General features: G+C 61.2%; 17 protein-coding genes and 1 pseudogene. 11 read left to right on the top strand and 7 right to left on the bottom strand.

The window, feature by feature from the left end; translation table 11 throughout:
• Positions 1-44 precede the first annotated feature (44 nt).
• On the top strand, positions 45-1106 hold the full coding sequence (locus ACVWXD_RS04750; protein ID WP_099603077.1) for an SDR family oxidoreductase: 1062 nt from the start codon (positions 45-47) through the stop codon (positions 1104-1106).
• Here ACVWXD_RS04750 and ACVWXD_RS04745 read toward each other — a convergent pair.
• From ACVWXD_RS04745 to ACVWXD_RS04730, 4 genes and pseudogenes are all read right to left on the bottom strand, one after another.
• Positions 1103-2119 (bottom strand): sensor histidine kinase, encoded by a 1017-nt coding sequence (locus tag ACVWXD_RS04745; RefSeq protein ID WP_181643209.1) that lies wholly within the window; start codon positions 2117-2119, stop codon positions 1103-1105. The two genes, ACVWXD_RS04750 and ACVWXD_RS04745, sit on opposite strands and share 4 nt — an antisense overlap.
• A 15-nt stretch (positions 2120-2134) precedes the next feature.
• The gene (locus ACVWXD_RS04740) at positions 2135-3589 is read right to left on the bottom strand and encodes an ATPase domain-containing protein (RefSeq protein WP_032885925.1); all 1455 of its coding nucleotides are present in this window, start codon (positions 3587-3589) and stop codon (positions 2135-2137) included.
• The gene (locus ACVWXD_RS04735) at positions 3586-4020 is read right to left on the bottom strand and encodes a hypothetical protein (RefSeq protein WP_457370725.1); all 435 of its coding nucleotides are present in this window, start codon (positions 4018-4020) and stop codon (positions 3586-3588) included. The genes ACVWXD_RS04740 and ACVWXD_RS04735 overlap by 4 nt, the downstream gene beginning before the upstream one ends.
• A 61-nt stretch (positions 4021-4081) precedes the next feature.
• Positions 4082-4312, bottom strand: a pseudogene (locus tag ACVWXD_RS04730) (MFS transporter); the annotation flags it as partial.
• Positions 4313-4526: 214 nt separating this feature from the next.
• Here ACVWXD_RS04730 and ACVWXD_RS04725 point away from each other — a divergent pair.
• The 3 genes from ACVWXD_RS04725 to ACVWXD_RS04715 all read left to right on the top strand — a co-directional run bounded on the left by ACVWXD_RS04725 (position 4527) and on the right by ACVWXD_RS04715 (position 8482).
• Positions 4527-5048: a sigma-70 family RNA polymerase sigma factor gene (locus ACVWXD_RS04725; RefSeq protein WP_122680473.1), complete on the top strand. Its 522-nt coding sequence runs from the start codon at positions 4527-4529 to the stop codon at positions 5046-5048.
• Positions 5045-5995, top strand: a complete 951-nt coding sequence (locus ACVWXD_RS04720) for a FecR family protein (protein WP_457370724.1) — start codon at positions 5045-5047, stop codon at positions 5993-5995. Before ACVWXD_RS04725 ends, ACVWXD_RS04720 begins: the two co-directional genes overlap by 4 nt.
• A gap of 75 nt (positions 5996-6070) precedes the next feature.
• Positions 6071-8482: a TonB-dependent siderophore receptor gene (locus ACVWXD_RS04715; protein ID WP_457370723.1), complete on the top strand. Its 2412-nt coding sequence runs from the start codon at positions 6071-6073 to the stop codon at positions 8480-8482.
• Between the two features lie 81 nt (positions 8483-8563).
• Here the strand turns inward: ACVWXD_RS04715 and ACVWXD_RS04710 are convergent, their stop codons facing one another.
• Complete coding sequence (locus ACVWXD_RS04710; protein ID WP_457370722.1) at positions 8564-9619, bottom strand: NAD(P)-dependent oxidoreductase; 1056 nt, start codon at positions 9617-9619, stop codon at positions 8564-8566.
• A 64-nt stretch (positions 9620-9683) separates the two neighbouring features.
• Positions 9684-10580 (bottom strand): LysR family transcriptional regulator, encoded by an 897-nt coding sequence (locus ACVWXD_RS04705; protein ID WP_122680471.1) that lies wholly within the window; start codon positions 10578-10580, stop codon positions 9684-9686.
• A gap of 122 nt (positions 10581-10702) precedes the next feature.
• On the opposite strand from ACVWXD_RS04705, the gene ACVWXD_RS04700 reads away from it, so the two are divergent.
• From ACVWXD_RS04700 to ACVWXD_RS04690, 3 genes are all read left to right on the top strand, one after another.
• Positions 10703-11365, top strand: a complete 663-nt coding sequence (locus tag ACVWXD_RS04700; RefSeq protein ID WP_095185500.1) for an RraA family protein — start codon at positions 10703-10705, stop codon at positions 11363-11365.
• 11 nt (positions 11366-11376) lie between these two features.
• Positions 11377-12585, top strand: coding sequence for a pyridoxal phosphate-dependent aminotransferase (locus ACVWXD_RS04695; protein ID WP_095185499.1), 1209 nt, complete (start codon positions 11377-11379; stop codon positions 12583-12585).
• A gap of 95 nt (positions 12586-12680) precedes the next feature.
• A complete protein-coding gene (locus ACVWXD_RS04690) occupies positions 12681-13949 on the top strand; it encodes a cation:dicarboxylate symporter family transporter (protein ID WP_095185498.1) in 1269 nt (422 codons plus the stop codon).
• Positions 13950-14058: 109 nt separating this feature from the next.
• On the opposite strand, the gene ACVWXD_RS04685 is transcribed toward ACVWXD_RS04690, so the two are convergent.
• A complete protein-coding gene (locus tag ACVWXD_RS04685) occupies positions 14059-14517 on the bottom strand; it encodes an Hsp20 family protein (RefSeq protein WP_032885931.1) in 459 nt (152 codons plus the stop codon).
• A 297-nt stretch (positions 14518-14814) separates the two neighbouring features.
• On the opposite strand from ACVWXD_RS04685, the gene ACVWXD_RS04680 reads away from it, so the two are divergent.
• Genes ACVWXD_RS04680 through ACVWXD_RS04665 form a run of 4 tightly spaced genes read left to right on the top strand, consistent with a single transcriptional unit; the run spans position 14815 to position 19006 of the window.
• Positions 14815-15630 carry an ABC transporter permease gene (locus ACVWXD_RS04680; RefSeq protein ID WP_122680469.1) on the top strand — a complete coding sequence of 272 codons (816 nt, stop codon included), beginning with the start codon at positions 14815-14817 and terminating at the stop codon, positions 15628-15630.
• Complete coding sequence (locus ACVWXD_RS04675; protein ID WP_095185496.1) at positions 15620-16888, top strand: ABC transporter ATP-binding protein; 1269 nt, start codon at positions 15620-15622, stop codon at positions 16886-16888. Before ACVWXD_RS04680 ends, ACVWXD_RS04675 begins: the two co-directional genes overlap by 11 nt.
• The gene (locus ACVWXD_RS04670; RefSeq protein WP_260366382.1) at positions 16885-18309 is read left to right on the top strand and encodes a polysaccharide pyruvyl transferase family protein; all 1425 of its coding nucleotides are present in this window, start codon (positions 16885-16887) and stop codon (positions 18307-18309) included. The genes ACVWXD_RS04675 and ACVWXD_RS04670 overlap by 4 nt, the downstream gene beginning before the upstream one ends.
• Entirely contained in the window at positions 18302-19006 is a 705-nt protein-coding gene (locus ACVWXD_RS04665; RefSeq protein WP_457370721.1) for a 2OG-Fe(II) oxygenase family protein, read from the top strand. The genes ACVWXD_RS04670 and ACVWXD_RS04665 overlap by 8 nt, the downstream gene beginning before the upstream one ends.
• The last annotated feature ends 6 nt before the right edge of the window (positions 19007-19012 follow it).

Genomic DNA, 19012 nt, shown 5'->3' with positions numbered 1-19012 from the left:
CCTACGCGCAGGGGCTCAGAAGCCTACATCCTCGGGAGAATTTTATGACCCAGACAGCACTCGTCGTAGGCGCCAGCGGCATCGTTGGCAGCGCCATCACCCAGCTACTGCTTGAACAACAATGGCAGGTCGCCGCGCTGTCCCGCCAGCCATCACAGGTGCCGGGCGTGATTCCAGTCGCCGCCGACTTGCAGGACCCGGCATCGCTGCAACAGGCCTTGGCCGATCTGAAACCCACCCACGTATTCATCACCACTTGGTCGCGCCAGGCCACCGAAGCCGAGAACATCCGCGTCAACGCCGCCATGGTGCGCAACGTGCTGGATGCCGTGCGCCCCGCCGGCAGCGTGCAGCATGTGGCCTTGGTCACCGGCTTGAAGCACTACCTCGGCCCGTTCGAAAACTATGGCAAGGGCAGCCTGCCGCAAACCCCGTTCCGCGAGGAGCAAGGCCGCCTGGATGTGGAGAACTTCTATTACGCCCAGGAAGACGAAGTGTTCGCCGCCGCCAAAAAGGACGGCTTCACCTGGAGCGTGCATCGCCCGCACACAGTCACCGGCGTGGCCGTGGGCAATGCGATGAACATGGCGACCACCCTCGCCGTCTACGCCAGCGTCTGCAAACACACTGGGCGCCCATTTGTATTCCCAGGTTCCCGCGTGCAATGGGACAGCCTCACCGACATGACCGATGCGCGGCAATTGGCACAACAACAGCTGTGGGCCGCCACCACGCCGGCGGCGGCCAACCAGGCGTTCAACATCACTAACGGCGACGTGTTCCGATGGAAATGGATGTGGGGGCAGATTGCCGATTATTTTGGCCTTGTACCCGCAGACTTCCCGGCCAAACCCTCGCCGCTTGAGAGTCAGATGGCCGACGATCAGGCCGCCTGGAGCCAGCTCGCTGCGGAGCATGGGCTGAAGGAAACGGACATCAGCCGCCTCGCCTCGCCCTGGCACACCGATGCCGACTTGGGGCGCCCGATCGAGGTGGTCACGGACATGTCCAAGAGCCGGAAGATGGGGTTCACCGCCTACCAGGCGAGCGACCAGGCATTTTTCGAGGTGTTCGATAAGTTGCGCGAAGCACGGTTGATCCCTTAACGCACCAGGGGCAGCGTCACCACAAATTCGCTGCCCTTGCCATGCCCATCACTCATCCCCGTCACCTTGCCGCCGTGGGCTTCGACCAATTCACGCACTACCGTCAAGCCAATGCCCAGGCCCGTCACGTTGAAGCCGATGGCATGCGTGTCTTGCACGTACGGGTCAAAAATGAACGGCAGTGCCTTGGCTGTAACACCGATGCCATTGTCGGCAATACTGATCCGCAACACTTTGGCGGTCACGGTGGCCGTCATGCTGATGGTGCCGCCTACGGGCGTGTACTTGGCCGCGTTGGCCAGCAGGTTGTGCAAAATCTGCGCGAGTCGGCCCGGGTCGCCGTTGACGATCAGAGCAGCGTCAGGCAGCTCGACATCAAACTGTTGCTTTCGCGCAATCATCACCGGGCTACAGGCATCAACGGCGGCATTCAGAATACGCAGCATGTCCACTTCACTGCAGTTGATACGAAGCTTGCCGGTGCTGGCGCGCGAGACATCCAGTAAGTCGTCGACCAGTTGGGAAATATGCTGGACTTGGCCCTCGATCAACTCGCGCATGCGCGGCAGTTGATCACTGGGCAGCCGTACCATTCGCTCGGCAATCAGCTTGATGGGGGTCAGCGGATTACGCAGTTCATGGGCGACCATCGCAAGGATGCCTTTCTGCTGGTCCAACGCTCGCTCCGCTGTCGCCTGCAGGTCCTGGGCGCCGAGCGCTGCGATGACCAGTTGCGCGTTGGCCTCACGCAGTTCCTGAAACAGTTGCTCTTCCATGCCCGGCATGGCGACCGGTACGGATTGGGCCAGGAGTATGGCGAGCACCAACTGCTGGTTGGCCTCGATCAACTGCTCGACGTGCTGGGAATCCTCCAGGCAACTGTTGGCGTCACTCAGTTGCTGCTGCAATGCGGCCAGTACCGCTCGGGCTTCAACGGTTTTCTGGCCGAGCAGGAAGAGTTCGTGGGCAGCATTGGCTGCTTCACGCTCGTCCTCTCCAGCGCGTTTACTCATGGGTCAACTCAGACATTATCGTTCCTTAATTGGCTGGCTAGTCGGACGACCACCGAGCAGCCCTTCCTGGTCAGCGAGCATCTCGCCGATCTGCAGGCCATCGTCATTGATGTGATATTGGCGCAGCTCATCGCTGTGGGCACTGGCACGCACCTTGACCACGGCCATGATGCGCAACAGGCGGCTGCGCACTTCGATGTAGCGCTGCACGATGATCGCATCGGTCAGGAACGCCGTGCCGTAAGGGCTGAAGCGCAGATCGGTGTAGCGGTCTTCCAGCTCCGAGGTCATCAATACACTGACCCCGGCGCGGGTCAACGCGGTGACCATGCGTGACAGCGACTCGCGGAAGTCCGCACGAAAGGTCGGCGCCAGGGCCAGCTCAAAGCCCGACAGCGAATCGATGACCACCCGCGTGGCGTTCAAGCGGCTGATCTCGCTCAGCAACAGTTGGACGATTTCGTCGATGGACAAATCCGGCGCCCGGCTGTCCACCAGGCTGACCCTTCCGCTTTGGATCAGGTCTGCCAGGGTAGCGTTTTGCGAGCGGTTGGGCCGTTGCTCGAACACCGCGATAACGCCGGTTTCGCCATTGCGCGCACCCTCGGCCAGAAAGGTCGCCGCCAGGATGCTCTTACCCGACCCAGAAGGCCCCGCCACCAGCAGCGAATAGCCGCGAGGCAAACCGCCACCAAGCATTTCGTCGAGGCGTGGCACGCCCATTTTCAAGCGCTGCATCGGCAGCGTCATCGGTATCTCGACCGGGTTGAGCGGCGCAGGTGCGAACACATTGATGCCGGAACTGGCGATGCGGAAGGTATGCAAACCCGGCAAAGTCGGTTGGCCGCGCATCTTCATGACTTCCATCTTGCGCACCATGGAATTGCGCTCAACACTCTGGCGCAGCCAGATCAACCCGTCAGCTACGGTGAATATCGGGTTGGTGTCGGTTTCGGTGAAGTACTCACCAATCAGGAAGGTGGTCGCCTGCCAAGTGGTCATCAACATGCCCAGTTGTTGAACGAACTGCGGCAGGTTGTTGTTGGGGTTGTGCTGAGTCTGGCTGGCCAGCACCACCGAACGAAAGGAATCGACAAACACCAGCGACGGTGAATGCGCCTCCACTTCGCTGACGATGCGCCGGAGCACTTCATCCAGGTCACCTGCCAGCGTGTCGTCAGCCAGGTTGATGTAGCGAATCGAGTGGTTGATCGCATCGTTGTCGAAAAAGTCGAACTGCTGCTGATAACGCAACATCTTCAACGGCGGCTCACCCAAGACAGTGAAAAACAGCGCGGGCCGCTCAGGTGTCGCTAGGGCGAACATCATCTGATGCGCCAGCGTGGTCTTGCCGCAGCCGGGAGGGCCGGCGATCAGGTTGAACGAAAACTCCGGCAATCCTCCGCCCAGCACCTCGTCCAGCCCTGGCACGCCGGTAGCCAGGCGGTTGATAGTTACTTTGGTGCTCATGGCGAATTTTCCTGCGAAGGGGTGTCGCTCAAAGAAGGTTTCCATACGTCGCGCAGCAAACGGGCAGTCAGCGAAGGCCCAATCAGCGTGGTCAGCAGCGTGTAAAAGGTGATCAGCAGCCCTTCACCGAAAAGCAGGGCATCCGCTTCACTTTGCTCAACCAGCACGGATTTGAGGCCGAGCAGATCCGGCGCCGCCTGCGCACGTTCAAACGTGCTGGTCAGGTGGGGATGAATGGAGGCGCTCAGGTGGATGCTACGGCGTGTCAACGCAACAACGCCCTGCTGGCCGATGATCGGCGTCAGTGCGGCATCCATGCCTTGCAGTATCGACACGATCACTTCGGCGATACGCGCGGTATCAGCGCTGGGACCAACACGGTGCGCCAGAGAAGCTACGATCTGGCGGCTCTCTTCGCTTAGCGTGGACATGACGGGCTTATATCCGATGAATTGAGACCCAGCGTACACCCTATGGCGCTCGACCGAAGGTTTATTGAGTCGCTGTCTCAACACCAGCCCTTCGCCCCGGCCTGAAACCATGGGCACGCGCCGCCCAGACAATTGCCAGCGCCACGCCGATCAACACGAGCATCGCCCACGCAAACGAGGCCACGCCCCAGGTATCCAGCAGCACACCGCCCACCACACCGCTGCCGGCGATTGCGCTGTTCCACGCCACCACGTTCAGCGACAACGCCACATCCGCCCCCTCGCCCGCCGCGATCAGCCAACTTCTGATGACCTGGGATATCGCCGCCTCGACGGTGCCGCGCCGTAGCAATCCGTCGAAATAACCGGCTTGCCTGGGCTGGATTCCCCATCGGTTAGTCAGCCCAGGCGATATAAATTCAGCAGGCCATGCTGGCCACGCTTGCTTTCGCTGATGGCACACCGCTAATCTTGCGAATAATTCTTATCCGCAGACGTATGCTCCCATGTCGGCACGCCACCTTCCCTTGAACCACGCCGTCCATGCGCTCTACACCGAGCACCATGGCTGGTTGTTCGGCTGGCTGCGCAAAAAGCTGGGCTGCCCCCATAACGCCGCGGATCTTTCCCACGATACGTTTGTGCGAATCCTCACCTCCCGCGACGCCCTTGGTGGCATGCGCGAGCCCCGGGCGTTTCTCACCACAACGGCGCGCCACCTGATCATCGACCGCGCACGCCGGCGTCATCTGGAAGACACCTACCTGCGGGAATTGGCGCTGACCGTCGAGATGATGGAGCAGTGCCAGCAGTCGCCGGAACAGATCCTCGTCACCTTGGAGGCACTGGAACAGATTGCCTTCGTGCTCGACGGCCTGGCCCTGAATGCGCGGCAGGCGTTCCTGCTGTACTTCCTCGAAGGTCTGCGCCAAAGCGAGATCGCCAGCCGTCTGGGAATTTCCGAGCGCATGGTGCGCAAGCACTTGATGAACGCGCTGATGCACTGCAACCACGCGCTGGACGTATGAGCGCCGACCTCGACCAGCAGGCTGCCAACTGGGTGATCCGTCTGAATGAAGGCAACCTCAGCGAGCGCGAGCAACAGCAATTCGAACGCTGGAAGGCCGCCGACCCACAGCACGTGGCCGCGTTTGAACGCTTGCAGGGTTTTGTCGGGCGTTTGCAGGCGTTGCGCCCGCAACAGGCGCCGGTGCAGGCCGCGCTGGAGGCCGCCCGGGTACGTCGGCGCAACCCGGCCGGCCGCGTGCTGCTAGGCGTGCTGCTGGCGTTGCCGGTGGCCCTGGCGCTGCGAACTTACCCGCCCAGTTACTGGCTGGCCGACCAGCGCACCGCCCGGGCGCAATGGCAGCAGGTCAATCTGGAAGACGGCTCGCAATTGACCCTCGGCGGCAACAGCGCCGTCGACCTGACCTTCAACGGCCAGCAGCGCCAGGTGCGCTTACTGCGCGGCGAAATCCTCGTGCAAGTGGCCCACGATGCGACGCGGCCGTTTACGGTGGTGACCGACGACGGCCAGATGCGCGCCCTCGGCACGCGCTTCACGGTCAAGCGCGAAGCACCGGGTACGCTGCTGAGCATGCTCGAATCGACCGTCGCCGCCACCGACGCCAGCCAGCATGACGCTGTGCAGGTGAGCGCCGGCGAACAGGCACGCATCACCCCGGACGCGGTCGCGCTGCTGGGCAGGATCGACCCGCGCGCCACGGAGGACGCCTGGAAACACCATCAATTGGTGGTGCAGGACCGGCCGTTGCCGGAGGTGCTCGATGAACTCGCGCGCCAGTACGGCGGCCATGTGCAGTTCGATCGCCAGCAGTTGGCCGACCTGCGCGTGTCCGCTGTGTTGCCGCTGAATAACCCGCGGCGCGCCTTGCAATTGATTGCCGACGGCCTGCCGGTGCGTATCCGCGCGTTCAGCCCGTTGTGGTTGCAGGTCGATCGCCTGGAAAAATAGTTTCGCCTGCCGGGTTCCGCTTTTCACACCTGCCCCGTCAAGGAAGAAAGCACCTTAATAACAGGAATTTCTTCCATGCCACGCCACCTCAAGCGTTCTCCCTTACCCCTCGCCCTGGCGATCAACCTGGTCAGCCTGGCTGCGCTGAGCTTAGGCGTGTGCAGCCCGGTGGCGGCGCAGGAGGCGGCGCGTTATGCCATCGCCGCCGGGCCCCTGGGACCTGCGCTGAACCTGTTCGCCCAGCAGGCCCATGTGGCGCTGCTGTTCGACAGCACAACCGTCGCAGGCCTGAACACCAGCGGCCTGCAGGGCGACTTCCCGGTGGCCCAGGGTTTTGCCCAGTTGCTGCGCGGCAGCGGCTTGCAGGCGATGCAAGGCGCCAATGGCTACGTGCTGGTGCCGATCAACACTACAGGTTCCTTGGAACTGGGGCCCACGTCGATCACAGGGCGGATCGAAGAAAGCAGCACCGATCACGTCCAGGGCTATGTGGCTACGCGCAACCTCAGCGCCACCAAGACCGACACGCCGATCATCGAAACCCCGCAATCGCTGTCGGTGGTCACCAGCGACGAGATACGCGACCGCCAATCGGAAACTCTGTCGCAGACCCTCGACCTGACCCCGGGCTTCACCAGCCAGCCCACCAGTTTCAACCGCACCTCGGACCGCTTCCGCATTCGCGGCTTCGATGTGGAATCGGCCACCGGCGGCTCCCTGCGCGACGGCCTGCGCTTGCAGAACAACTCCTACGACGGCGTGCAGGAACCCTATGGCCTGGAACGGGCGGAAGTGATTCGCGGCGCGGCGTCGGTGCTGTATGGCCAACTGTCGCCGGGCGGCCTGATCAATACCGTGAGCAAGCGCGCCAGCCAGACGCCCTACCACGAGATCAACCTACAAGCCGGGCAGAACGACCGCAAGCAACTGTCCGCCGACTTCACAGGCCCGTTGGGCGACAGCGACACCTTGAGCTACCGTCTGACCCTGCTCGATCGCAAGAGCGACACCGCCGCCGACCACATCAACAACGACAAGATCTATGTGGCCCCAGCCCTGACCTGGCAACCAGACGACGACACCTCGCTGACCCTGCTGTCGTTCTACCAGAAGACCGAAACGGGCTTCTCCGCGCCGCTGCCCTATCAGTTAACCAAAGGCGTCGGCGAAGGCCGGTTCCAGATCGGCCGCCACGACTTTATCGGCGAGCCGGACTACGACGAAATGAACGGCGAGATGTCGGCGCTCGGCTATGAGTTCGAACACCGCTTCGATGAACACACGCGTATCAGCAACAAGCTGCGTTACTACCAGTCGGATGTGACGTGGCGTTACCTGCAAGTCAACATCGCCGGCGCCAACATCGGCACCGCGCAAACCACCGGCCTGCTGCGGCGCCAATACAGCGACCGCCAGGAACGCTCGCGGGGCCTGGCCAGCGACACCAATATCGAGAGCAAATGGCAGTTCGGCGACTGGCAGCACACCTTCCTGCTGGGCTTCGATGGTTACGACACCAGCTACGACTCGCACAACTTCCGTGGTACCGCACAGCCGTTGAACCTGGCGACCTACCAATATGGCCAGCCGGTGGTAGTGAATCGCAACCCGGCCGCGGACCGTGGCTCGCAGATCGACACCCTGCAAAAAGGCATCTACTTCCAGGACCAGATCAAATTCGACGAACGTTGGATTCTGCTGTTGGGCGGCCGCCATGACTGGGCCAACCAGGACACCGAACTGTTCCGCAATTCGGCCAAGAGCAGCAAGCGCGATGAAGCTACCACCTGGCGCGCGGGGCTGGTGTACAAGGCCGACAACGGCCTGGCGCCTTACATCAGCTACAGCGAATCGTTCTTCCCGGTGGCCGGCACCGACAAGGCGGGACAAAGCTTTGTGCCCACCGAAGGCAAGCAGTATGAAATCGGTATCCGCTATCAACCCGAAGGCAGCGCCACGCTGCTGAGTGCAGCGGTGTACCAGTTGGAACAGCGAAACGTGCTGAGCCAGGACCGCACCGACCTCAATTTCTCGGTACAGGTCGGCGAAGTGCGTTCCCGTGGTTTCGAGCTTGAAGCCAAGACCGAAGTCACCCCCAACTTCAGCCTGATCTCGTCCTACGCCTACATCGACGCACGCATCACCAAAAGCGATATCGCCAGTGAAATCGGCCAACGCAGCGAAGATACGCCCTACCACCAGGCCGCCCTCTGGGCCGATTACCGCCTGGCGGCGCTCGGCATCCCGCAACTGCGCATCGGCGGCGGCGCCCGCTACAAAGGCACCACCCAGGCTTCCGGCGTGCCGTCATCGATGCCTGCCTATACCCTGTACGACGCCCGCGCCAGCTACGAGATCGACCCGCATTGGGAAGTCGCGCTGAACGCCAATAACGTCACCAACAAGCGCTACACCTATTGCGAATTCGCGATTTGCCGGTATGGCGATGAGCGACAGTTGGTCAGTTCGTTGACGTATCGCTGGTAATGCTCACCGGCACCGGCTCGGCAATGGTCAGCAGCACCAGCAAGCTGGCGAACGAGCCGATGGCCATGAACAGGTCCGTGGTTAACCTGCGCCCGCAGCCAGGCTGAGTGCGTGGATCTTGTCGACAATCTGCCGTGAAGCCTTACGGATCGCCGTCGTCGTGTTGCCTGCGATATGCGGTGTCAGTTGGGCATTGCTGATGCCTGCCAGTGGCGAATCAAAACGGTCTTTTTCGTGGACAAAGGTATCGATGGCAACCGCTTTGATATGCCTGGGAAACGCGGTCATGAAGCTTGCCAACTGGGCTTCGTCGACGATGCCGCCGCGAGCGGTATTGATCAGTATCGAGCCTTGGCGCATCCGCCTGAACTGGGCAAGGCCGAACAGGCCTTGGGTGAGCGGTGTCAGCGGTACGTGGATAGAAACCACGTCGGCCTCGCCCAGCAATTGTTCGAGGGTTTGCCGTCGCTCAAGCCCAAGGCTACGCGCGACCTGCTGCGTAAAACGCTCTGAACCGCTGGCGATGACATTGATACCGAGCGATCCCGCTTTGCGTGCGACGGCTTGGGCAATGCTACCGGTGCCCACCACCCCCAGCGTGAGTTCGCCGAATTCGAGGCCGGGCGCCAAGGTGCCCTTGGACCAGCGGCCGTTGTGCGTTTCGGCGTTGTAGTGGTCCAGGTCCCTGGATAAAAACAACGCCTGGGCGACGACGTATTCGGCGACCGCCGACGCGTTGGAGCCCGGCGTGTTGAGTACGGTCACGCCACACCGCTCAGCCTCTTGCCGGTCGACATGGTTAACGCCTGTACCCGCTTGGGCGATGGCGCGCAGCGGCGTTGGCAGGGCCGATGATGCCGCGGCGCGGATCAGTTCGCTCTCAATGGGAATATTCAGGCGCGTCTTCAACACGCTATACCCCCCGACCTGAGTCACGGCGTCGATAAAAGCTTGCCGGTCGTGGCCATTGATCTCGGTGTACCGGATGCGCTCGCCATAGTGCTCACGGATACTGTGTTTATCCGTGAAATAGTAGAGATTCAGGGTGACGATCAGGCCCAACTCAAGGAATCGGTCGACTTCCTCGAACAGCAACGGCGGGCCGGGAGCATCCAGTATCAGGGTGGTGAATGCCATACCTGTGAGCCTCTTTAAAGGGTGTTCAACCGCACCGATACACTAGCACCGCGCCACACTGGTTCTAAAACAGTAACCGCGAAAAATCACAGCAGGCCTGCGCCAGCCGCGCCACGTCCTGGTTCAAGCCGAATTGACGGTCCACCCGGTGCAATGCCACGTACTGGATACTCGGCAACTCCGGCTGCGTGACCAGCGCGCGTAATGCGCCGTGCTCGATCAGGTGCGACAAACACGCCTTGGGCAAATAACTCACGCCGATCCCCGACAGCGCCAACCCCACCTGCACCAGCAGGTTATGGCTGGTGAGCGTGCGCGGCATCTGCACGTTGTGCGCGGCCAGCCAACGCTCGTAGATCAAGCCGGTGCCCGACTGCGAACCCTGGGTCAGGACGGTGTAATCGGCCAGCACTTCCAGGCTTACGGGGTCTGGATGGGGGATCAGGCCCGGCGCGCAGATCCAGGCGTTTTCGACGCTTTGCAGCGCGGTGCTATGGAAGCGCGGGTCGCTGTAAACGTCCGGCACAATCACCAGGTCGAGTTGGTCGCTTTCCAGCTTGCGAAACAGTTCGCTGCTCAGTTCCACCGACGGTTCGATCTGCACTTTGGGGTAGGCCTGGCGCAGCGCTTCCACCAACGCCGGCAGCCAGGTCAATGCGGTGAGTTCGGTGACGCCGAGACGAAAACGGCGCACCAGCACTTCGCGGGCGCTGACCCGTTCGAGCAGTTGGTCGCGACTGTTGAGCAGGTCGCGGGCGTAGTCGAGCAGCTCACCACCCTTCTCCGTCAGCCGGGCGTTGCGCTTGCTGCGGTCGAAAATCTCGACGTCGAAGGTGTCTTCCAACTCCTGGATGCGCTTGGAGATGGCCGACTGAGACATGTTCAGCTTGTTCGCCGCCGCTTCAAAGCTGCCGAGTTCGGCAATCCAATACAGCGCATCGATTTGCTTGAAGGTGATCATGGCGACCAATTCATGAGAAAAAGCGATGCTATCACATCATAAAATATCGCTAAAACTCTTCGGTCATCACTCCTAAGATCCGGCCATAGCCCATCGCTATCTAACAATTCTGGAGATTTGCCATGTCCTTGCCCGGTTCACGCATCCTTCCCAACGCGCCCATGGCCCCGGCCGAACTGGTCGAGGCGTTTGCCCAGGTGGTCACGCCGCATATCAGCGACAACCTCGGCCGGCATATCGGCGCCCGTGGACTCACGCGCTACAACCGCAGCGGCAAGCTGGTGGGCACGGCGATCACGGTCAAGACCCGTCCCGGCGACAACCTGCTGATCTACAAGGCCATGAGCATGCTGCAACCCGGCCATGTGCTGGTGGTGGACGGCCAAGGCGACACCAACAACGCGGTGATCGGTGAGCTGGTCAAGCTCTACGCCCAACAGCGTGGTTGCGTGGGGTTTGTGATCGACGGCGCGATTCGCGATGTCGCCAGCTTTGAGGACACCCCTTGCTACGCCCGCGCCGTGGTGCACACCGGCCCTTACAAAACCGGCCCCGGCGAAGTGAACGTGCCGGTGTCCATCGGCGGCATGGTGATCAATCCCGGCGACCTGTTGGTGGGTGATGAAGACGGCTTGGTCGCGTTCTCCCAGGCCGACGCCGCCGAAGTGCTGCGCCGCGCCGCGCAACATGCCGAGCACGAAGAAGCGGTCAAGGCCGAAATTGCCAGCGGTGCGGTGCGCCAGAGCTGGATCGACAAGGCCCTCAACAATGCCGGCCTGGTGTGAAGGAGTCCGAGATGAGCACTGCATTTTTGTCGGACCGTGTCCTGGGTATCGCGCCCTCCCCCAGCATTGCTGCCAACGCCCTGGTCACCGAGTTGCGCGCCCAAGGCCGCGACATCGTTAACTTCACCGTGGGCGAGCCGGACTTCGACACCCCAGCGCATATTCTTGAGGCCGCCAGCCTGGCGATGCACAACGGTGATACCCATTACACGGCCACCCCAGGCACCCTCGCGCTGCGCCAGGCCATCTGCCTGAAACTGCAGCGCGATAATGAAGTGGTGTATGGGCTGGACGAAGTCGTCGCCGGTTGCGGTGGCAAGCACATCATTTATCACGCGTTGGCCGCCACGTTGAATCGCGGCGATGAAGTCATCGTGCACACGCCGTATTGGGTCTCGTACCCGGACATCGCACGGCTCAACGATGCCACGCCGGTGATCATTCCTGGCGATGAACGCCTGGGTTTCAAGCTGTCGCCCGCCGCGCTCGAAGAGGCGATCACCCCACGCACCAAATGGGTGATCCTCAACAGCCCGAACAACCCCAGCGGCGCGGTGTACAGCGAAGCCGAGCTGCTGGCCCTGGCGCAGGTGTTGCGCCGCCATCCCCATGTGCTGGTCATGGCCGATGAGATCTACGAACACTTCGTCTACGGAGACGCCCGGCATGTGCCGTTGACACGCCTGGCGCCCGACCTCAAGCCACGCACGCTGATCGTCAACGGCGCGTCCAAGGGCTATGCGATGACCGGTTGGCGCCTGGGCTTTGGCGCGGGGCCGGCGTGGTTGATCGCGGCCATCGCCAAGTTGCTGTCACAGACCACCACCTGCCCCAGCTCATTGAGCCAGGCGGCAGCGGTGGCCGCGTTTGCGGGTGATCAAGCACCTATCGCCGGCATGCGCGGGGAATACCAGCAACGCCGCGCGCGGATTCTGGCGCTGCTTGAGGGCATCCCCGAATTGGGCGTTACACCACCGGATGGCGCGTTTTATGTATTCGCCAACGTCAGCGGCCTGATGGGAAAGCTCACCCCCCAAGGTGATCGCCTCGACAGCGACACCCAACTGGTGGACTACCTGCTGCGCGACTACGGCCTGGCCACGGTCAGCGGCGCGGCCTACGGCATGTCGCCGTATGTGCGCCTGTCGTTCGCAAGCTCCCTGGACGTGATCGAAGAAGGGTGCCGTCGCCTCAAAGACGCATGCCACGACCTGCGCTGACGGCCACCCGTAACACCCGGCGACCAGCGGACGGACGCCTTTTGACTGCCTAGAACAACAATTTAAAAATCATTGATCTCAAATGAGGCATTCCCATGCACACGCCCCGTATCGCGCTGGTCTGGCAAATCATGATCGGCTTGCTCGCCGGTATCGCCATTGGTGCCCTGCTGCACCGCTTTCCCGAATCCCGACCATGGCTGGTGGACAATGTCCTGCAACCGGCGGGCGACATCTTTATCAAGCTGATGAAAATGATCGTGGTGCCCATCGTGTTTTCCTGCATGGTGGTGGGCATTGCCGGGCACGGTGACGGCAAATCCCTGGGCCGTATCGGGGTCAAATCCCTGAGCTATTTTTTCTGCATCACCACCCTGGCGATTATCATCGGCCTGGTCATGGGCAACCTGCTCAAGCCAGGCGCCGGCACTGAACTGTCCAGCCTGCACGCGGCGAATATCACCCTGCCCACCAGCAACGGCGCCGGTCATAGCCTGGGGCAGATCATCGTCGGCATCATCCCCGACAACGTGGTCAACGCCATGGCCCAGGGCAGCCTGCTGTCGGTGCTGTTTTTTGCGGTGATGTTCGGCCTGGGCGTGGCGCGCCTGCCCGCCGAGCGCAAAGACCCGGTCATCGCACTGTTGCGCGGCGTCAGCGATGCGATGTTCAAGGTCACTTCGATGATCATGGCCTACTCGCCCATCGGCGTGTTCGGCATGATTGCCGTGACCGTGGCCAACTTCGGCTTCAGCTCGTTGCTGCCACTGGCCAAGCTGATCATGGTCAGCTATGCGGCCATCGCCTTCTTTGTGCTGGTGGTGCTCAACCTGGTGGCGCGCCTGTGCGGGATCAACCTGTTCGCGCTGATGCGTCATATCAAGGATGAACTGGTACTGGCCTTCTCCACCGCCAGCTCTGCGGCGGTGATGCCGCAACTGATGAAGAAACTCGAGACCTACGGCGTACCACCTTCACTGGTGAGCTTTGTGGTGCCGGTGGGTTACTCGTTCAACCTCGACGGCGCCTCACTGTTCCTCGGCATCGGTACCCTGTTCGTCGCGCAGTTGTACGGCATTGATTTGAGCCTGGGCGATCAGGCCTTGCTGGTGGTGACCATGGTGCTCACCTCCAAGGGCGCGGCTGGGGTGCCGGGGTTCATGTTCGTGATTCTTTCGGCCACCCTGGCCAGCGCCGGTTTGCCGTTGGAAGGCATCGCGTTTATCGCCGGGGTGTACCGCTTGATGGAGATGCCGACCACAGCGCTGAATGTGCTGGGCAATGCGTTGGCGCCGTTGGTGATTGCCAAGTGGGAGGGGCGGGCTGGGCAGCAGCAGAACGCGCAAAATGTGCAGATGCAATGAAGCGGCGGCTGTGCTTTTGTGACGAGCCCGCTCACCACAAAAGCGGCTAATTTTGACCTCGCCACATCGAATAAAGGCGCTCCGAAGAGCGCCTTTATTCATTCCAGCCTTACTGCTCGCTGATGGATTTCACGTCAGCCTTGGCCGCACCGCCAATCGCAATGCGCTTAGGCTTCGCTTCCTCCGGGACCACCCTGAGCAGATCAATGCTCAGCAACCCATTGGCGAGTTGCGCGCCCTGCACTTCAATGTGGTCGACCAGGCGGAATGACAGACGGAACGCGCGCTGGGCAATGCCTTGGTGCAGGTAAGTGATGCCCTCATCGTGTTCACGCTTGCCACCGGCGACGGTCAACACGCCTTTTTCCACCTGGATCTCCAGGTCATCCTCCACAAGTCCTGCGGCCGCGATGACGATCCGGTAATGATCATCCCCATGCTTTTCGACGTTGTGAGGTGGATAGGTGGTACCGGCCTCGCTGCGAAGCGCCGATTCAAAAAGGTCGTTGAACCGGTCAAAACCAACGGAATGACGGAACAGTGGGGCCAACGAGAGAGTAGTAGCCATTGCAAAATCTCCTGAGTTTTCTCCAAGTGATTTGATACGCGACCCGCATTCGGCATCGCGTAAAATCTAAGTAGGATCAGGGAAAAAAATTTCAAGCGGCGCCCACAAAAAAATTTTACTCGCACCGAGAATTGCGTGAAGACCGGCTGACGCACCGGCGCGTCAGGGCCATCGCGGGAGCCACCAGCAATACAGGGCTGATCAAGGTCGATTGAACAATCCTTAAAAGGCACATAGCGAAACGACAATTGCTGACTAGACTCATGGGCGCACTGCACTGGCCATGGGAATCGTTGGATGAGTCAAACAAACACGCAGGCCGGCATGTTTTCCAGCCCTTGGCGACACAGAGAACTGTTGGTATCCATGGTCCAACGGGATGTAATTGGTCGGTATCGTGGCTCCATCATGGGGCTGTTGTGGTCGTTCCTGAACCCGCTCTTCATGTTGCTGGTGTACACCTTCGTGTTCAGCATGATGTTCAAGATGCGCTGGCCCCAAGGCAGCGGCTCCAGAACGGAGTTTGCGTTGCTGGTGTTTGCCGGCCTGCTGGTGTTCAACGTGTTTTCCGAATGCGTGAGCCGTGCGCCGGGCTTGATCATCTCCAACGCCAACTACGTCAAGAAAGTCATGTTCCCCCTGGAGATCCTGCCGTGGGTAGTGCTGGGCGCGGTGTTGTTCCATACCCTGGCCAGCCTGGCGATCTGGCTGGTGTTCCACCTGGTGTTTTTCGGCCTGCCACCGTTGACCAGCCTGCTCTTGCCCTTGGTGCTGCTGCCACTGGTGCTGTTTACCCTGGGCATCTCGTGGCTGCTGGCCTCGCTGGGCGTTTACCTGCGCGATGTCGGCCAGATGGTCGGCGTGCTGACGACGGCCTTGATGTTTGTGTCGGCGATTTTTTACCCTACCAGCGCATTCCCCCAGGCCTACCAAGGCCTTCTGCACCTCAACCCGCTCACTCGGGTGGTCGAGCAGACCCGAGACGTATTGTTTTGGGGCATCGTGCCCGATCCCTTCACATGGGCCTGCGGCCTGGTGGTTGCCAGTGGCGTCGCCTGGCTGGGGTTTATCTGGTTCCAGAAGACCCGCAAAGGATTTGCCGATGTGCTCTGAAATCGCCGTGCAAACGGCCAACCTGAGTAAGAGCTACCACATCTATGACACGCCCAGGGATCGCCTGTGGCAGATGCTATCCCGAGGCAAAAAACATTTTTATCGAGAGTTCTGGGCACTCCAGGATGTGTCGCTGGAGCTGCGCAAAGGCGAGACGGTGGGCATCATCGGTCGCAACGGCAGTGGCAAATCGACGCTTCTGCAACTGATCTGCGGCACGTTGAGTGCCACGTCCGGCAGCCTTCAGAGCCATGGCCGCGTCGCCGCGTTGCTGGAGCTGGGCTCGGGCTTCAATCACGAGTTCACCGGCCGCGAAAACGTCTACATGAACGGTGCCGTGCTGGGGCTGAGCCACGCCGAAATCGAGGCGCGATTCGCCGAAATCACAGACTTTGCCAATATTGGCGACTTTATCGACCAGCCGACCAAGACCTACTCCAGCGGCATGCTGGTGCGGCTGGCCTTCGCGGTGGCGGTGTGCGTGCAACCGGACATCCTGATCGTCGACGAAGCCCTGGCAGTGGGGGATGCATCCTTTCAATTCAAATGCCTCAATCGTCTGGAAGCACTGACTCAACAAGGGACGACACTGCTGTTCGTGTCCCATGACATGGGCATGGTCAAACGTTTTTGCAATCGGGTGATTTACCTGCGTGAAGGCAAGGTGCGCGCCAGCGGTTCTCCCGAAGAAATGGCCGAACTCTACCTGCTAGAAATGCGTGACGAGCAGCGCCGCTGGGCCAGCGGCGGCACGGTGCCCGTTGCCCCCAAGCCGTTTCTCGCCAAACAGGGTGGTATCGCCTTTGGCACGGATGAAGGCCATATTGTTGCGGCCTGCTTTACCAACACTGACAGCCTGTATTCGAGCTTTGTGTATGGCGAAACCATCGAGCTGCGCATCGAAACCCGGGTGCGTGAAACCATCGAGCTGCCGACCATCAGCGTGACAATCCAGGAAGCCCGACTGTTGGTGATCGGCGGGGCCAATCTGCCGCTGCACATGGAGGTCGCGCAAGACGGCTGGCGCAGGGCGACGATTACCGTCCGCTTCCCCGCCAGCCTCGCCGCGGGCAAGTACCACATCACACTGAAACTGATGAACGGCCACACCGAAGAAACTGCGCAGTTGATCGAGAAGCAGGTTGCGCTATTGGCCTTCGACACCTTGCCTGGCACCAAGGACTTCCTGGGCTTCGTCGACCTGGGAATAGAAGCCAGCCCCGGCGCTCAAACGGTCCAATCCGGGGAGTTGCAATGAGTCGAAAATGGCAGGTCGGGATCTTCGGCACCTTCGATGTCGCCAATTACGGCGACTTATTGTTCCCCATCCTCGCCGAGGCGGAGTTGACCAGGCGTCTGGGCCCGATAACGCTTCACCGATTTTCCTATCACGGCAAAGCCGAGACTGAATGGCCTTACGCGGTCACCTCAGTGACCCAACTGCCCGACATCGCCGCCCAGCTTGACGGGGTATTGATCGGTGGCGGCTTCATCATTCGCTTCGACAAAGTGGTGGCCACCGACTATTACCCGCCGGACGCGTCCATCCACCACCCCACCGGTTACTGGCTGACGCCGGCACTGATCGCGTTGCAACACGGCGTCCCGCTGATCTGGAATGCGCCGGGCATGCATTGCAACGACATACCGCCGTGGGCCGAGACGCTGGTGAAGCTGACCCTGGATCACAGCCCCCACATAAGGGTTAGGGATGCGCTGTCGCAGGCGGTCTTGGCCCGCGTGTCGGAAACAGCCTCGGTGCAGGTGCTGCCCGACACCGCCTTTGGTCTTCCTCGGCTGCTCGATCCCCAATCACCGTCAGCCGAATTCCTGGCATTACGCGCCAGTGCCGACCTGACCAAACCCTATGTGGTGGTGCACGCCATGTGGGGGCTGGACAGTTTCCTGGCGATGTGGCGAACACATGCCGCCTTGTTCGAGGACCTGCAACTATTGCTGCTGCCCATCGGGCCGGTGCTGGGCGATCACCCTTCAGTCCTGGGCGATGATCTGGAGCGCTCGCGGTGCCTGCCGTATTGGCCCACCCCCCTGCTGCTGGCCGAGGTGATCGCCCATGCCGAAGGTGTGATCGGGCACAGCTACCACTTGGCGATCAGTTCGCTGGTGTTTGGTGTACCGATCTTCTGCTCGGCAGACCTGGGCACCGGCAAATACACCGCACTGCCCAGCCATGGGCGAATCTTCCAATTGCGCCGGGACCAGGCGATTGACCCGCAGTGGTTTCGCGCTCAGTTGGGCAAGCAGCCGATATCTGCCGTCACCGCCTCGGCGATGGAACAGGTCGACGCGCACTGGGACCGTGTGGCAGAGCTGGTTCGCGAAGGTCGCAGGCCCACCCCCCCGGCCCTCAACCGCTACTGGCAAGGCTTGCCCGGTGTTTTGGAAGATCTATACATAGAGAGCCAGCGTCAGGCCGTCGAGCGGGGTGTTTTCGAAGATCTATACGTAGAGAGCCAGCGTCAGGCCGTCGAGCGGGGTGTTTTCGAAGATCTATACATAGAGAGCCAGCGCCAGGCCGCCGAGCGGCAAGCCGAACACGAACACCATCAACAGGCGCTTGAAAAGTTGTATCGCTCCAACTCTTTCAAGCTGACGGCGCCGCTGCGCCACGCTCGCCGTACTTTGCAGAAATGGCTGGGAGCCCTTCGACATGATTGACCTGAGCAAACTAAGTGCCCGTCGCTTGCACACCGCCCCGTATGCCTGGGCCGAGATCGGTGAGTTATATACGCCGGAAGATGCGAGGGCGCTGGCCGAAACCTACCCGCACGATCACTTCAAGACGGTCTCCGGCTACGGCGGGGCGAAGGACTACGAATACGAGGCACGGCAGTTGATCGCAATGGGCAGCCACGAGGTGGTCAACCCACAGACGTTAAGCCGCCAATGGCTGGCATTGACCCACAGCTTGCGTTCGCCGAAGTACCGCCAGGCGATGTCCGCGTTGACCGGCGTGGACCTGACGCAGGTGCCGATGGAGGTCAACGTGTTCCATTACGGGCCTGGGGCCAACCTGGGACCTCACCCGGACCTGGGCGACAAGCTGGTCACGCACATCCTGTATTTCAACCAGACGTGGAACCCGGCCGAGGGCGGTTGCCTGCAAATCCTCGGCTCTGCAGCCCCCACCGATATCGTCGCGCAAGTGGTCCCGGTGATCGGCAACTCAGCCATTCTGGTTCGCTCAGACCATTCCTGGCATGCCGTTTCACGGGTGGTGGACGGTTGCCGCTCCTCTCGGCGCAGCGTCACCGTCACGTTCTATCGACCTGGCTCCAGCAGTTCGATGTGGCCCGCCGATGACCAGACACCGCTGCACGCTTATGGCGAGCAGAACAACCCAACACGTTCGTGAAGGCCA

The organism is Pseudomonas sp. TE3911 (genome assembly GCF_054062775.1).
Note: the sequence above shows the minus strand (reverse complement) of the source record. Positions and strands in the feature narration are given on the sequence as shown.

Excerpts from the sequence above, each read along its gene's own strand:
- ACVWXD_RS04750 (WP_099603077.1), top strand. The coding sequence starts at position 45 with ATGACCCAGACAGCACTCGTCGTAGGCGCCAGCGGCATCGTTGGCAGC.
- ACVWXD_RS04745 (WP_181643209.1), bottom strand. The coding sequence starts at position 2,119 with ATGAGTAAACGCGCTGGAGAGGACGAGCGTGAAGCAGCCAATGCTGCC.
- ACVWXD_RS04740 (WP_032885925.1), bottom strand. The coding sequence starts at position 3,589 with ATGAGCACCAAAGTAACTATCAACCGCCTGGCTACCGGCGTGCCAGGG.
- ACVWXD_RS04735 (WP_457370725.1), bottom strand. The coding sequence starts at position 4,020 with ATGTCCACGCTAAGCGAAGAGAGCCGCCAGATCGTAGCTTCTCTGGCG.
- ACVWXD_RS04725 (WP_122680473.1), top strand. The coding sequence starts at position 4,527 with ATGTCGGCACGCCACCTTCCCTTGAACCACGCCGTCCATGCGCTCTAC.
- ACVWXD_RS04720 (WP_457370724.1), top strand. The coding sequence starts at position 5,045 with ATGAGCGCCGACCTCGACCAGCAGGCTGCCAACTGGGTGATCCGTCTG.
- ACVWXD_RS04715 (WP_457370723.1), top strand. The coding sequence starts at position 6,071 with ATGCCACGCCACCTCAAGCGTTCTCCCTTACCCCTCGCCCTGGCGATC.
- ACVWXD_RS04710 (WP_457370722.1), bottom strand. The coding sequence starts at position 9,619 with ATGGCATTCACCACCCTGATACTGGATGCTCCCGGCCCGCCGTTGCTG.
- ACVWXD_RS04705 (WP_122680471.1), bottom strand. The coding sequence starts at position 10,580 with ATGATCACCTTCAAGCAAATCGATGCGCTGTATTGGATTGCCGAACTC.
- ACVWXD_RS04700 (WP_095185500.1), top strand. The coding sequence starts at position 10,703 with ATGTCCTTGCCCGGTTCACGCATCCTTCCCAACGCGCCCATGGCCCCG.
- ACVWXD_RS04695 (WP_095185499.1), top strand. The coding sequence starts at position 11,377 with ATGAGCACTGCATTTTTGTCGGACCGTGTCCTGGGTATCGCGCCCTCC.
- ACVWXD_RS04690 (WP_095185498.1), top strand. The coding sequence starts at position 12,681 with ATGCACACGCCCCGTATCGCGCTGGTCTGGCAAATCATGATCGGCTTG.
- ACVWXD_RS04685 (WP_032885931.1), bottom strand. The coding sequence starts at position 14,517 with ATGGCTACTACTCTCTCGTTGGCCCCACTGTTCCGTCATTCCGTTGGT.
- ACVWXD_RS04680 (WP_122680469.1), top strand. The coding sequence starts at position 14,815 with ATGAGTCAAACAAACACGCAGGCCGGCATGTTTTCCAGCCCTTGGCGA.
- ACVWXD_RS04675 (WP_095185496.1), top strand. The coding sequence starts at position 15,620 with ATGTGCTCTGAAATCGCCGTGCAAACGGCCAACCTGAGTAAGAGCTAC.
- ACVWXD_RS04670 (WP_260366382.1), top strand. The coding sequence starts at position 16,885 with ATGAGTCGAAAATGGCAGGTCGGGATCTTCGGCACCTTCGATGTCGCC.
- ACVWXD_RS04665 (WP_457370721.1), top strand. The coding sequence starts at position 18,302 with ATGATTGACCTGAGCAAACTAAGTGCCCGTCGCTTGCACACCGCCCCG.